Source organism: Natrinema pallidum DSM 3751, from assembly GCF_000337615.1.
In the GTDB taxonomy this organism is placed as follows: Archaea; Halobacteriota; Halobacteria; order Halobacteriales; family Natrialbaceae; genus Natrinema; species Natrinema pallidum.
In genome coordinates, this window is sequence record NZ_AOII01000088.1 from 131067 (window position 1) to 144769 (window position 13703).

11 protein-coding genes and 1 tRNA gene are annotated in these 13703 nt (G+C 60.1%); 11 read left to right on the forward strand and 1 reads right to left on the reverse strand.

Translation table 11 applies throughout. From position 1 onward, the window contains the following. Positions 1–258 precede the first annotated feature (258 nt). From C487_RS14720 to C487_RS14745, 6 genes are all read left to right on the forward strand, one after another. Positions 259–1332, forward strand: coding sequence for a metal ABC transporter substrate-binding protein (locus C487_RS14720; protein WP_006186602.1), 1074 nt, complete (start codon positions 259–261; stop codon positions 1330–1332). Beyond that, positions 1329–2066, forward strand: coding sequence for a metal ABC transporter ATP-binding protein (locus tag C487_RS14725; RefSeq protein ID WP_006186603.1), 738 nt, complete (start codon positions 1329–1331; stop codon positions 2064–2066). Before C487_RS14720 ends, C487_RS14725 begins: the two co-directional genes overlap by 4 nt. Next, entirely contained in the window at positions 2066–3085 is a 1020-nt protein-coding gene (locus C487_RS14730; RefSeq protein ID WP_006186604.1) for a metal ABC transporter permease, read from the forward strand. The genes C487_RS14725 and C487_RS14730 overlap by 1 nt, the downstream gene beginning before the upstream one ends. Positions 3086–3322: 237 nt before the next feature. Next, positions 3323–5434 carry an acetate--CoA ligase family protein gene (locus C487_RS14735; protein ID WP_006186605.1) on the forward strand — a complete coding sequence of 704 codons (2112 nt, stop codon included), beginning with the start codon at positions 3323–3325 and terminating at the stop codon, positions 5432–5434. Further along, entirely contained in the window at positions 5431–6576 is a 1146-nt protein-coding gene (locus C487_RS14740; protein ID WP_006186606.1) for a phosphotransacetylase family protein, read from the forward strand. Before C487_RS14735 ends, C487_RS14740 begins: the two co-directional genes overlap by 4 nt. A gap of 129 nt (positions 6577–6705) precedes the next feature. Continuing rightward, the gene (locus C487_RS14745) at positions 6706–6999 is read left to right on the forward strand and encodes a PRC-barrel domain-containing protein (RefSeq protein ID WP_006186607.1); all 294 of its coding nucleotides are present in this window, start codon (positions 6706–6708) and stop codon (positions 6997–6999) included. Between the two features lie 21 nt (positions 7000–7020). On the opposite strand, the gene C487_RS14750 is transcribed toward C487_RS14745, so the two are convergent. After that, positions 7021–8481, reverse strand: a complete 1461-nt coding sequence (locus tag C487_RS14750) for a DHH family phosphoesterase (protein ID WP_006186608.1) — start codon at positions 8479–8481, stop codon at positions 7021–7023. A gap of 164 nt (positions 8482–8645) precedes the next feature. Here C487_RS14750 and C487_RS14755 point away from each other — a divergent pair. From C487_RS14755 to C487_RS20405, 5 genes are all read left to right on the forward strand, one after another. Beyond that, positions 8646–8719, forward strand: a tRNA-Lys gene (locus C487_RS14755). A gap of 639 nt (positions 8720–9358) precedes the next feature. Further along, the gene (locus C487_RS14760) at positions 9359–10930 is read left to right on the forward strand and encodes a hypothetical protein (RefSeq protein ID WP_006186609.1); all 1572 of its coding nucleotides are present in this window, start codon (positions 9359–9361) and stop codon (positions 10928–10930) included. 551 nt (positions 10931–11481) lie between these two features. Next, positions 11482–11898 carry a hypothetical protein gene (locus C487_RS20400; RefSeq protein ID WP_152422516.1) on the forward strand — a complete coding sequence of 139 codons (417 nt, stop codon included), beginning with the start codon at positions 11482–11484 and terminating at the stop codon, positions 11896–11898. Positions 11899–12159: 261 nt separating this feature from the next. Next, positions 12160–12636 carry a hypothetical protein gene (locus C487_RS14765; RefSeq protein ID WP_049908175.1) on the forward strand — a complete coding sequence of 159 codons (477 nt, stop codon included), beginning with the start codon at positions 12160–12162 and terminating at the stop codon, positions 12634–12636. Beyond that, a complete protein-coding gene (locus C487_RS20405) occupies positions 12633–12986 on the forward strand; it encodes a hypothetical protein (protein ID WP_152422517.1) in 354 nt (117 codons plus the stop codon). Before C487_RS14765 ends, C487_RS20405 begins: the two co-directional genes overlap by 4 nt. The last annotated feature ends 717 nt before the right edge of the window (positions 12987–13703 follow it).

A 13703-nucleotide genomic window follows, 5' to 3' on the forward strand; every position in this document is an offset into this window, starting at 1 on the left:
TCCCGGCCTCTTCGATGGGAGTCCACGTCGCACGTGGTGGCATCCATCGCAGGTCGGCCGCGGCACGCGTGCACTCGCGTCGGGAACACGCTCCCGCTCCCGTTGGGTCGACTCGCCTCCCGTTCTCTCGAGTGCGGTAATAACTCGGCTCGCTATAGCACGACATGTTATTAACAGAGAGGCCATCCAGCGCCCAGAATTAATAATATCCACTAACGAGATAATAACCCTTATACTCCGCTGGGACGACTCACCTGTATGAAGCTGACACGACGTGCGCTGGTGAAAGGGGGGACCGGCGCAGTTGCGACTGGAGCACTCGCCGGCTGCCTCGACGACGTCGGCAACGTGACTGCGGCGTTCGATAGCGGCTACGCCGCCTTCTTCACCCTGTGGGATTGGGCCGACCGAGTGAGCGGCGACGCGGTCGACTTCCGGAATCCGATCGGAACGGGCCAGGCCGGACACGGCTGGTCACCCAGCGGCGACCTCACGCGAGACATCGCGGACTCCGGTGTGTTCGTCTACTTCGATACGCCCGAGTTCTCGTGGGCGCAGGATATCGCGGCGACGCTCGAGGCCGACTACGACACGGTCACCGTGATCGACGGGCTCGACGGGCTGGACGACCGACTCCTCGGCTGGGATCACGAGGTCGATGTCGGCGCTCATCCCGACGGCCACGGCGACCATGACGACGGACATCACCATGAGCACGACGATCACGATGGGCATCACCACGGAGCCGATGCTCACGATGGACACGACCACGACCGGTCGTCGATCGATCCCCACGCCTGGCTCGATCCGGTCCTCGCACAGGACATCGTCACCACCATCGCCGATGGACTCGCAGAGGCGGACCCGGACGCCGCCGAGACCTACGAGACCAACGCCGACGAGTACACGTCGGGCCTCGAGTCCCTCGACCGAACGCTTCGCGAACTGTTCGAGACGGCGGATCGACGGACCGCCGTCTTCGCCGGCCACGACTCCTTTACCTACCTTCAGGAGCGATACGGGTTCGAGCTTCACACGCCCGTCGGGGTCTCGCCCCAGGAGAACCCGTCCGCCGAGGAAATCTCCGAGACGATCGATCTGGTCGATTCGGACGGGATCGAGACGATCCTTTACGATCCCTTCGAGGCACCCAACAGCCAGTATCCGCCGCTCGTCGATACCATCCTCGAGGGGAGCAACGCCACCGACGCGATGCCGCTGACCCATCTCTCGGGTACCCTCGCGAAGTGGCACGAGCAGGGCTGGGGCTACCGGACCCAGATGGAAGAAATAAACCTCCCCGCGTTCAGAGAGGCACTAGGAGCACAGTGACCGTCGTCAACCTCGAGAACGTGACGTTTGCCTACGCCGAGCAGCCGGCCGTCAAAGACGTCTCGCTGACGGTCGAGGAGGGTGACTTTTTGGGGCTGGTCGGACCCAACGGGTCGGGGAAGACGACCCTCCTGCATCTCATGCTCGGCCTGCACAGTCCCGACAGCGGCTCGATCGAACTCTTCGGCGAACCGGTCGCCGCGTTCGACGACGGCGAGCGGATCGGCTATGTCTCCCAACAGGCGACCAGCCGCGGCGGCTCGATGCCGGTCACCGTCCGCGAGGCCGTCACCATGGGCCGGTTCGCGCACGCGGGCCACGGGCGACTGACCGACGCGGACCGCGCGACCGTCGACGACGCGCTCGAGACGGTCGGCATCGCCGACCTGGCCGACCGACAGGTCAACCAACTCTCCGGCGGCCAACGCCAGCGGGCCTACATCGCACGCGCGCTGGCCTCCGAAGCGGACCTGCTGGCGTTGGACGAGCCGACCGTCGGCGTCGACGCCGAATCCCGCGACGCGTTCTACCAGTTGCTCGAGTCGCTCAACGCGTCGGGGATGACGATCATTCTGATCGAACACGACATCGGCGTCGTCACGGATCGCGCAAATCGGATCGCCTGCATCAACACGGAGCTTTACCACCACGGTGACACCGAATCGTTCGTCGAAAGCGACGCCCTGACCGAGGCCTACGGTGCGACGGGCCAGGTCCTTCATCACCACCACTAATGGGACGGACCGGACCTCTCCGCCGCCGATTCGAGCAGATCGGGCTCGGACTGACCGCGATCCTCGCGGTCGCGATGATCGGCCTGCTGACCGTCGATGCACTGCGATCGTACCCCCTCGTTGGCGGCCTCTACGATCAGGCTCGGATCGCGGGTCGATTGCTCGACTCCCTCCTCGGGACGAACGTCTTCTCCCATCCGTTCATGTGGCGATCGATCGCGACCGGAATCCTGATCGGAGTCGTCGCGCCGCTGGTCGGCACCTATCTCGTCCACCGCGAGATGGCCCTGATCGGCGAGACGCTGGCGCATACGGCCTTCGCCGGGGTCGCCGTCGGTCTCCTCGTGAGCGCGACGACCGGCTGGGAAGGATCGCTCATGCTCGTCGCGCTCGTCGTGGGAATCCTCGGTGCCCTTGGCGTCCAGTGGCTGGCCGAGCGGACCAACACCTACGGCGACGTCCCGATCGCGATCATGCTGACCGGGAGCTTCGCCGTCGGGACGCTCATCATCAGCTACGGCCGCGGGATGAGCGGGTTCAACGTCGAGGGCTACCTCTTCGGGAACATCTCGGTCGTCACTCCATCGGGGGCACGGCTGATGGCCGTCATCAGCGTCCTCGTCGTCGGCGTCATCGTCGCGACGTACAAACAGTTGCTTTTCATCACGTTCGACGAGCAGGCCGCCCGCGTCGCGCGGCTCAACGTCACCTGGTACAACACGCTGCTGATCGTGATGACGGCGATCGTCGTCGTCGGCGCGATGCAGATCCTCGGCGTCATCCTCGTCGCCGCGATGCTCGTCGTCCCCGTCGCCGCGGCCACGCAGGTCGCCCACAGCTTCCGAGAGACGCTCTCGCTGTCGATTCTCTTCGGGCAGGTGTCGGTTATCGGCGGCTTCGTGGTCTCGATCTCCCAGGGGCTGCCCACCGGCGGCTCGATCGTCGTCGTCGCCATTGCCTGTTACCTGCTCGCGATCCTCGCCTCGAGTCGGTCGACGGCACCGATATCGGCGCACTGAGCCCCGACACGTCCGGGTTTCGGTTCGTAACCGTCGACGCAGGCGATACATCGAACGCCACCGTCCGGTTGCCGTTCGTGCCAGTACGCGACGACAGCGACGGCTCGACCCCGAGCCATGCTTTCCGGCACCCGATCCCGGCCGGAACCGTCGACGGTCACGTGAACCCCGATTCGGTTTCCCCGACGGCGGGAACATGGTACATCCTTAACAGCCTACTCGATCAACTACAGCCCGATGGGACGGTTATCCACACTCTTCGATCCCGAGACCGTCGCCGTGGTCGGTGCGACCGACCGCGAGGGCGCAGTCGGACGGGCGATCCTCGAAAACCTCCAGGCGGGGTTCGACGGCGAGGTCGTCCCGATCAACCCCTCGCGCGACGAGGTGCTCGGGCTCGAGTGTTACGAGGATGTGCAGCACGCGCCGCCGATCGATCTGGCGGTGGTCGTCGTACCGCCCGATATCGTACTCGACTCGATCCGCGAACTCGCCGCGGCGGGCACCGACGACATCGTCGTCATCACCGCCGGCTTTGCCGAGACGGGCGGGGACGGTGCCGAGCGCGAACGGCAACTGCGCGAGATCGCCACCGAAAACGACCTCAACGTCGTCGGCCCGAACAGCCTCGGGATCATGTCGACGCCGACGGGCATGAACGCCACGTTCGGCCCCGAGGACGCCCGTTCGGGTTCGATCTCCTTTATGAGCCAATCCGGCGCGTTCATCACCGCCGTACTGGACTGGGCCAACGAACAGGGGATCGGCTTTCAGGACGTGGTCTCGCTCGGCAACAAGACGGTCCTCGACGAGACGGACTTCGTCCGGGAGTGGGGCGACGACCCCGAGACCGATGTCATCATCGGCTACCTCGAGGACATCGACGACGGACAGGGGTTCATCGAGGCCGCTCGCGAGGTGACGGCGGAGACGCCGATCGTCCTCGTCAAGTCCGGCCGTACGGACGCCGGTGCCCAGGCCGCGTCCTCACACACCGGCGCGATCGCCGGCAGCGAACGGGCGTACGAGGCGGGACTTGAGCAGGCCGGCGTGCTTCGCGCCCGCTCGGTGCAGGAATTGTTCGACTACGCGCGGGCGTTGGCCGGTCTGCCGGAACCCGAGTCGGACGGCGTCGCCGTCGTGACCAACGCCGGCGGTCCCGGCGTGCTCACGACCGACGCCGTCGGCGATTCGACCCTCGAGATGGCCAGTTTCGCCGACGAGACGATCGACCGACTCGCCGCGGCGATGCCCGACGAGGCCAACGTCTACAACCCGATCGACGCGATCGGCGACGCCGACATCGAGCGCTTCGGCGAGGCCCTCGAGATCGCGCTCGAAGACCCGAACGTCGGCAGCGCGGTCGTCGTCGCCGCCCCGACCGCGGTGCTGCCCTACGACGACCTCGCCGAGACGGTGATCGAGAACGTCGAGGCGCACGATACGCCGGTCGTCACCTGCCTGATGGGCGGGAAACGCGCTCGCGACGCGGAGACGACGCTCCGGGAGTCCGGCATTCCGAACTACTTCGATCCCTCGCGGGCCGTCTCGGGGCTCGACGCGCTCGCCCGGTACCGGGACAGCAGCGAGCGGACGGTCGCCGACCCACGGACGTTCGATGTCGACCGCGAGCGCGCTCGCGAGGTGCTCGAGCGCGCGCGACGACGGAACGACAACCGACTCGGGGTCGAATCGATGGACCTGCTCGAGGCCTACGGCATCCCGACCCCACAGGGGGAGATCGTCGACGATCCCGACCGCGCGCGCGAGGTCGCCGAGAGCATCGACGGCGATGTCGTCATGAAGATCGTCAGTCCCGACATCACCCACAAGTCGGACATCGGCGGCGTCAAAGTCGGCGTGGCCGCGGCCGACGTCTACGACGCCTACGAGGATATCGTCGCTCGAGCGCGCAACTACCAGCCCGACGCGACGATCACTGGCGTCCAGGTACAGGAACTGCTCGACCTCGAGGCGTCGACCGAGACCATCGTCGGGATGAACCGCGACCCGCAGTTCGGCCCGCTCTTGCTGTTCGGCCTCGGCGGCATCTTCGTCGAAATACTCGAGGACACCTCGGTTCGCGTGGCCCCGGTCGACGAGGGAACGGCTCGCGAGATGGTCGACGAGATCCAGGCCGCCCCGCTGTTGCGCGGCGCTCGCGGCCGCGAACCCGCGGATGTCGACGGCGTCGTCGAAACGATCCAGCGACTCTCACAGCTGGTGACTGACTTCCCGTCGATCCTCGAACTCGATATCAACCCGCTCGTGGCGGGCCCCGATGGCGTACAGGCGATCGACTTGCGACTCACCGTCGATCCGGACGAACTCGACACGGAGGAACCATGACCGACACCGACTCAGAACCCGACTCCACGGACGCCGAACCCAGTACCGACACCGCCGACAGCGATCCCGTCGCCGCCAGCGGTGACTCCGAGACGCTGCTCGTTAGCTCGCTCGAGGAGAGCACCGGCAAGACGGCCATTACGCTGGCGCTCGCCCGCCTCGCGGTCGCCGACGGCGAGCGCGTCGGCTACATGAAACCGAAAGGCACCCGACTGCAGAGCAACGTCGGGAAGACCCTGGACGAAGACCCGCTGCTCGCTCGGGAACTGCTCGACCTCGACGCCGAAATGCACGACCTCGAGCCGGTGGTCTACTCGCCGACGTTCGTCGAGCAGGCGATCCGCGGCCGCGAGGACCCGGCCGAACTCCGCGACCGGGTCCGCGAGGCGTTCGAGACGCTCGCGGCGGATCACGACCGGCTGTTCGTCGAGGGCGGCGGCCGGTACGACATTGGCGGGATCGTCGACCTCGCCGACGCCGACATCGCGAATCTGTTGGACGCGCGCGTCCTGCTGGTCGCGCCCTACGAGATGCCATCGGACATCGACGACATCGTCGCCGCCGCCGAGACGTTCGGCGACCGCCTCGCCGGTGTCGTCTTCAACGACGTTCCCGACGCGGTCTACGACAGCCTCGAGACGGACATCGTCCCGTTCCTCGAGGGCCGGGACATCCCGGTCTACGGCGTGCTCCCGAGCGAGCGGGAGCTGTCCGGCGTGACGGTCGCCGAACTCGCCGACGAACTCGGTGCCTCGACGCTCGTCGACGATGGACAGGACAACTACGTCGAACGGTTTACCGTCGGCGCGATGGGGCCCGACAGCGCCCTCCGGCACTTCCGGCGGACGAAAGACGCCGCCGTCATCACCGGCGGCGACCGTGCCGAGATCCACACTGCCGCGCTCGAGGCCCCCGGCATTCGCTGTCTCATCCTCACCGGCGGCCACCGGCCGTCGGGAGCGATCCTCGGGCAAGCCAGCGAGAAAGACGTGCCGATTCTGTCGGTCCAGACGGACACGCTCACGACTGTCGAGCGCGCCGAGGATATCGTTCGCAGCGGACGCACACGGGACGCCGAGACCGTCGACCGGATGGAACGGCTGCTGTCCGATCACGCGGCCGTCGACTCGATTCTCGAGTAGGGCTCGCGTCCCGAGCCGGGACGCGACCCGGTCCGGGCCGCCCCTCGGGCGAGTCGGCCGCGTCGTTTTCGCGCCGCTGACTGTCGTGTCTGACCAAAAGTTAAGAGTCCGCCACGCATGAGGCCAGTTATGGACGACATTCCCCAAGAAATCACGTCTCTCGTCGGCCGCGAGGTGTACTCGAACAACGGCGTCTTCGTCGGCGAAGTCGAGGACCTTCGACTGAACGTCGACGGCGAAGCCGTCACCGGCCTGGCGCTGGCGAAGTTGAACGGCGAACTGTTCGCGGAGGAAGCCCGCAGCGGACAGGGTATCATCGTGCCCTACCGCTGGGTCCGCGCCGTCGGCGACGTCATTCTCATCAACGACGTGGTCGAGCGCGTCCGCGATCCCGACGAGGAAGAGGACGAACTGCTGGCCTGATTGCGGCCCCGAATTCGTGATTTAGCTCCCGTTCGAGCTTTCGCTGCTGCTTCCCTCGACGCCCATCGCGTCGAACAACGTCCGCTTGACCGCCTCTTCGGTCAGTTCGAGCAACGTGTCCCGCGTATCCTCCGAAATCTCGATCCCGGTGAAAATACCCAGCGGGATCTCCGCGCTGGCCTGGGTCGAGTGGCCGGCCGTCTCGCCGATCTCGCCGTAGGCGTCGGCCAGCACTTTCCCGATATTGATGCGAATGTCCTTCGACCTGCCGGCGAGGAAGATCGTCTCGTCGGCGATTCCGAACACCGCGGTCGTGGTGACGCCCTCGAGGTTCAGGAGGTGGCTTGCGGCCTGGGTCAGCGCCTCACGGTCGCGGACGAAGCCGGCGTTGGAGACGAGATGGCTCCCCTGGACGTCCCGATTCGTAATCGCCTCCGCGAGCACGTCGAGGGTTTCGGGGGACATCGACGGCGATTCGACCTGCTCGAGAGTATCGTGGTTGGCGAAGGGGTAGAGATAGGCGGCGGCGGTCAGGTCGGCGGGAGTCGTGTCGCGTTTGAAATCCAGGGTCTCCGCGCGGATGCCGTAGAGCAAGGCGGTCGCGACCTCCTCGGAGACGTTCATGTCGAATTCCTGAATGTACTTCGTCATGATCGTCGACGTCGAGGACATGTTCGGACGAATGTCGACGAACTCGGGTTCGACCCCCTCCTCGGTCTCCGTTTCGTGATGATCGATCACGATGTCGACCGGGAGTTCCATCTCGCCCGAGGTCGCGTGATCGACCAGGGCAACGGTATCGTAGACGGAGTGGTCCTCGACCTCGTCCCACTGGACGAGATCGATGCCGAGCAGGTTGACGAACGCCCGGTTCTCCTGGTGGCCGACGTCGCCGAGATAGATGATGTCGGATTCGACGCCGAGGTGTGTCGCGATCGCCTGCAGTGCCGCCGCGCTGGCGATCGAGTCCGGATCGGGGCTATCCTGGGTGATGATCGCCAGCCGCGTCGCCGTCTCCTCGACCAGATCGGCGAGTTTGCCGGCGTTGTACTCGAGTTCGCCCGACTCGAGGGCTCGCAGTGCGGATTCGGCGATGACGGAGGAAGGGTTGATGACGATGTCGGCACCGAGCTCCGAGAGTTCGTCGCCGGAGACGGGATCGCTCGCGCGGGCGACGATGAACTGGTCGGCACCGCTCTCGCGGATGTGTCCGACGGCGCGTTTGTTCGATTCGACGTTCGAGGCGAGAATGAGGACGACATCGCGGTCGGCCACCAGATCGGCGATCTCGGCGTCGCGAATGTCGGCCGTCTTGGCGTCCAGATCCTGATCCCGAAGCGATTCGACGCGGCTGTCGTCGCGGTCGATGATGGAGACGTCTTTACCCTGTTCGACGAGTTCCTCTGCAACCGCATATCCCACGCTTCCACAGCCTAAGATAGCGTAGTCAGAAATTGACGAAATCGTAACCCCCGTGCTCATTGCCCGAGTGGTCGGACCGGTCGCACTTAACGCTCCCGAAGGCTCCGATACGATGAGAGCGGCGGCCCCACGACTCGAGGGCGATGCCCGTCCCGCGTGGATTACTGTCACGGCGGCTGCCAAGGGAAACGTATTTGAACGACCGAGGGAAAGTCGGAGGTACAGGGCCGGTAGCTCAGTCCGGCAGAGCGTCTGACTCTTAATCAGACGGTCGCGTGTTCAAATCGCGCCCGGCCCGCTTTCCGAAGGACGGATACCAAGTCAGACTATTAGCGGCTGAACTGTTAGTTCATAGTGTTCCTGTCCATTAGAAGGTTCGGAAACCCCCACCATTTCGACGTGAGTTCGTTTCGAATCTGATGCGCGTCCGCGCTATCCAGCGGTTTTCCAATAGCCGATAGTTGATTCAGTACCTCTTGCTGTGTTCTACCTCATCGAGTCGTTGGTTCACAATATCAGCGGGCTGAGGATGCACCACTACACCGGGAGTAGGCGAGAAGCGGGAACTTCGCCGCGAGGAGTTCGGAATGGAGTAGCGAACACGGCTTCAACCCATCTTTGGACGTGACTCCCCGGGTTAGACCGTCCAAAACCAGCCTGAATTTTTTAATTCTCTTGCAAGAACCTCGGCGTTGTCCATGGGTTTCGGTATCTTTTTGTCACTGGCTCCCGTTTGTTTAAGTGAAGGGTTTTCGCCGGAGGCTACCTTGAGCAGTCGCGGGTATCGTGATCAGTTCCACGGTTCCTCGCATAGAGCGCAAGTGTTGACGTTCCACCGAGAGCCTTCTCCATCCTTCGACCTATGAGTACAGATACATCTCCGTCTCCATCAGCGAGTAGTACAGCGACAACGTCGAACAGCAATGATCTCCCGTGCGTGCAGTACGGCTTTCCTGACGGGCCGCATCGGACGCCGAAACTCCAGACGGTTTACGAGCCGATTCCCGATAACGCCGCGACCGCCAGCCCCATCTACAAAGTCCCGAGAGCGCAGTACGAACGGCAAGACGAGTTCGAGAGAGGCTACGAGGTAGCGGGGACGACCTCGATAGCGACCGAGATCCAAGACGATTGCGAGGCCGATGACCGCGTCCTTTACCCCATTCACATCGAGTCTGATGCATACCACGAGGTTGGCCCGGATACGCTTCTTTCGTGGTTCCGCGAGTTCGTCGAGGACTTCCTCGAAGTCCCGTTCAACACGTGTATGTTGTATTTCTCGGGAAATCGGTCGATTCACGTTCACGTTCCTCGGTTCGTGTCCGGTGAAGATGACCGGGAGTGGCTGAAGGAATTGGCTGAGTCATACTGCGAGGAGGCCGGGGCAGACCTCGATTTGGGGCTGTACTCACGGAAACGTCTATTCCGACTTCCCGGCGTCGAACACGCGAAGTCCAGCATCCCGAAGGTCGAAATCGAACCGACATGGGACAGAACTCGTATCTTCCGTGAGGCAAACGGAGCGACCCCAAGTACGCCCGCAACGTACGCGGATGTACTGTGGGGTGTGTTTGGGCAGGACGGTCTGACAGTCGAGACAAGCGGCCCTGACGTGGACACCCCACAGAATCTGTTTCGAGTTCTTGACCCCGAGAAGACGCTCTTGGAGTTCACGCGCGATGAGCCGGTGAGTGAAATCAAGACTCCCCTCATCGAGCAGGTGGCATATCCCGCCGACCCGACTGACGTTCCGGAGTGGTCGATGTACAATACGCAGGAGTTCTCTCCGTATGCCCACGCGTCCGGGAATCCTCGAAGTGTCGCGGCGCTTCGCGTGAAAAGAGGGGTATTCGCCCGAGAGGACAAGCGTGGCGGCGCGACGATGGTGCCAGCGTACTTCTACGGGGCGGTTGGGTGCAATGGGGGGTTCACGAAGCAGGACGTACACGCGCCACTCCAGTTGTCGAAGAAGGACTACCGGAAGTGGGACCACGCATCCGGGGAGAAGGTCGTCATCATCGGCGGCAAAAGCGGGAGTTCCCGAATTTTCAGCGTCTCCTCGTGGGAAGCCATCGAGGTCGGCCATGCGCTAACAAGCGATAAGGGTGGGCGAGATACTGCCCTCGACTATCTCTCCGAGCAGGGTTACGATGTTGGGGCGTCTGGTTCCACGGTGTCCGACTCGAAGGGGACGACTGCATTGAGGTCGGCGACTCCCGGCGAGGAACCACGGACGATCTGGCCCGCACGAGAGAATCCACAGACAGAAGCAGAATCCTTCCAGCAAACAGCAGAGCAAGGAGACATACACACGCTCTCACACGACGAGAAAATCCAAGTTGCGTGCCGCCATCTCCAATACGGATGGGAACCAACATGGGAGTGGTTCAGGGAGCAGTTTGGCTCCACATTCAAGCCCGGTGTTACATGGCGCTTCCTCAAGGAGATTGCTGAAGATCCTAACTTCCCGGAGTACGACGATGTGGACGTGCCTGCGAAACCTGCATAGCACTCACATGCATACTGTATCCTATCACCCATTCAATTCTTACGGATAACCGCATTACTCAGACTGAAACGCAGTTTGACTTACATTCCCTCAATGAGCTGTTCCATTCATGGAGTGGGATTGGCCTCTCTGTAGACTGTCCACCCTTCTCCTCCCTACACCACCTACACCACCACTAAGTTATGGTGCGAAACCGCTGTACGGCGAACGGGTATTTCAGAGGATCGGGAGATCGTATTTAAAGGATGTTTCCATAGATGACCAAGCCACAGGCGTCTGAGGCGACCGCTATACGATGCGATAGATAAGTTATCTTTTGTAAAACAGTGCAGGTGGTATGATAGGGACGTTCGAAAGACTCCATGCTCTCTGATTCAGGTTTACCAACAACAGGAATAGTGGCTGTCCAAGCAAGTAATTAACCTTACTTGGTGGGGGAAGTTAGGTCAGTTGATATGGAGTGGTGACAGTAGATACCATTGTTCAGGAAATACATATATTTTAAAATCAGAATTGTTATCCGTATAACTACATCACAAATACTCAGGCAGATGCAAGTTAAGAATCTGGTTCAGAAGTTATTCAGCGCCAGTATATTAGTGGTAGCCATTGGCACTTTACTACCATGGGGAGTAGCTGTTTCTACGGGGGTTAGAGGGACTACAAGAGGGTTAACTACAGTTGGTGGGTTTGCTGTTCTATCTCTGTCAATAATTCTTGGAGTATATACACTCAGGAACAGCGTTTCAGAAATTATTGGTTCCGCTGTTGCTTCCATAGCAATTTTTGTTTCGTTATTCTATATCGTTAACCCAGTCTTCCCTGAAACTTCTGGTAATATGTTTGTAGGTCAGGTCTATCCGGGGATTGGTGTTTACCTCTCACTTTTCGGTGGGGTAATAGCGCTTGCTTCTGTATGTATTATCAAATTCAGCAGTACTAAAACGGGAGAAACTCGTCCAATATAAAGCCCTCATCACAGAGCATAATTATATTCTTACTCTCTGGCAGAAATCGGTTCGGTCAGTGAAAAGTAATACGCTCTTGTGTAGCACATTGTTGATACGGAGCTGTCCTGCGATTCTGCGGCGAGTGCGATAGATCACGAAGTTGCATCTCAGTGGCTCTGGCGGACAGGTATTGACTCGAGCCGACGACGGGAAGATGTATCAACAATCTCCGCCATAAGAGCGAAAGTAATAAGTATTCTTAATGTGTTGGATATTGGGATGACTGCCGTAACAATCCCTCACCCGCGTGAGGACGCGAAGACAGTTGTGAAGGCCGCATTCGAGGACTGTTCAGACATTGATACATACTTTGACGATGGTATTCGCATTACTGGTAAAACAGGGGCAAGCTTAGGACTTATCACCTCCAGTTACGGTGAAAAGGTTATAATAGAGGTTCCAGAAAACCAGGCAAGTGAGACTGAGACAATGGTATCTGTGACTGGAGAAAAGGAAGTAAGCGCAAACATCGGAGCTGATCCAGAGAAATACATCTCACGGGTTATCAAGTCAATAAATGACATAAAGGGTAAAGATATTGATGTAATTATTGAGGTTTTGGATGAGAACAATGTTAGTGAAAATAGTAAAGAAGTTAGGAATGAAGCTGATCAGGCGGGCGGAAAGGGGATCTTGATTCTTGTCATGGTACTGATTATGTTTTTCGTCTTCCTCATGCCGCTAATAATAATATGAAGTCGATTATTGGTGCGGTATTGGTATTTATCGGAGTAGGTATTCTTCTACTTGGAGTTGCCGCCCCCTCAACGTCAACACAAACATCAACCACCTGTTACGATAGCCCAACAGGATATGGGCAAGACTGTGTGCAATCATCCTATGAAACACCAAACACGGGCAAGGGAGGGATGATTGGAGCTGGTATCTTTGTCGCTATTATTGGTGGGATACTTACTATGTCTAACTCATCATCCGCAGAATCCTCTGGTCAATCATCGCAAGACGGAACTCAGAGTTTGAAAGACCAAATACAGGAACGACAATCAGAAAGAGAACAAAAAGAAAGTGTGGGTGTTGATAAATAACAAATTCATTCCGTTGTTCAATCCATTGAGGTAGTTGTTTCTTCTTCTCGCTCGATGGAGTGAGTCCACCTTTCCTGTTTCCGTTCATCGAGTCGGTTGTTTCTCCACTTGCCTCAAAGAGTCTGTTATCTCTAAGATGGACCCTCACTAAGTTCTGTTGCGATAATCACAGTACAACGTGGATTCGAGATCTTCGAAGTCCAGAGAAAATGAAACCAGGCAATCCTGACTCTCAGCCGGAAATTTCGCAGGCGGAGTTACCTAATACGCGCTCGCGTGCGCTCGGTGATGTTCTAACTGGTGAGGTTACTGCATCGGGTCGTCTATTCCTTCTCCTCTACTCGATGTGCTGGTGCCTTCTGATTCACACACCACCTCGCAGAGTCCCGCGTAGAGGCCAGGATAGTTCTCTCGCAGTACCGCTACGTCGGTCGTCAGTTCATCCTCAATTTTCCGCCAGACTCGGGAGATTGTTTGGTAGCGGAGGTTTTCATCGACGGTGTCTCCACCCTCTATGAGTTCGCGCTCTCGGTCGGTTAGCAGAGCACGGCCCTCAATGTGTCCGTTACCTCTGCGGTTCCCGTTCCACACAACACACTCCACTAAGTTATGTTGCGAGAACCACGGTAAGGCAACGAGGTAGTAGCATAACTACAGTCACCGCCTATATAAAAGAACGTCCCTCTGACTCCTTCTTTGCCGAATTTGTCCCGCTGG

Bases quoted from the DNA above. Each gene is read 5' to 3' on its own strand.
- C487_RS14730 (WP_006186604.1), top strand. From the start codon at position 2,066: ATGGGACGGACCGGACCTCTCCGCCGCCGATTCGAGCAGATCGGGCTC.
- C487_RS20405 (WP_152422517.1), top strand. From the start codon at position 12,633: ATGAAGTCGATTATTGGTGCGGTATTGGTATTTATCGGAGTAGGTATT.
- C487_RS14740 (WP_006186606.1), top strand. From the start codon at position 5,431: ATGACCGACACCGACTCAGAACCCGACTCCACGGACGCCGAACCCAGT.
- C487_RS14720 (WP_006186602.1), top strand. From the start codon at position 259: ATGAAGCTGACACGACGTGCGCTGGTGAAAGGGGGGACCGGCGCAGTT.
- C487_RS14745 (WP_006186607.1), top strand. From the start codon at position 6,706: ATGGACGACATTCCCCAAGAAATCACGTCTCTCGTCGGCCGCGAGGTG.
- C487_RS14750 (WP_006186608.1), bottom strand. From the start codon at position 8,481: ATGAGCACGGGGGTTACGATTTCGTCAATTTCTGACTACGCTATCTTA.
- C487_RS20400 (WP_152422516.1), top strand. From the start codon at position 11,482: ATGCAAGTTAAGAATCTGGTTCAGAAGTTATTCAGCGCCAGTATATTA.
- C487_RS14765 (WP_049908175.1), top strand. From the start codon at position 12,160: ATGACTGCCGTAACAATCCCTCACCCGCGTGAGGACGCGAAGACAGTT.
- C487_RS14735 (WP_006186605.1), top strand. From the start codon at position 3,323: ATGGGACGGTTATCCACACTCTTCGATCCCGAGACCGTCGCCGTGGTC.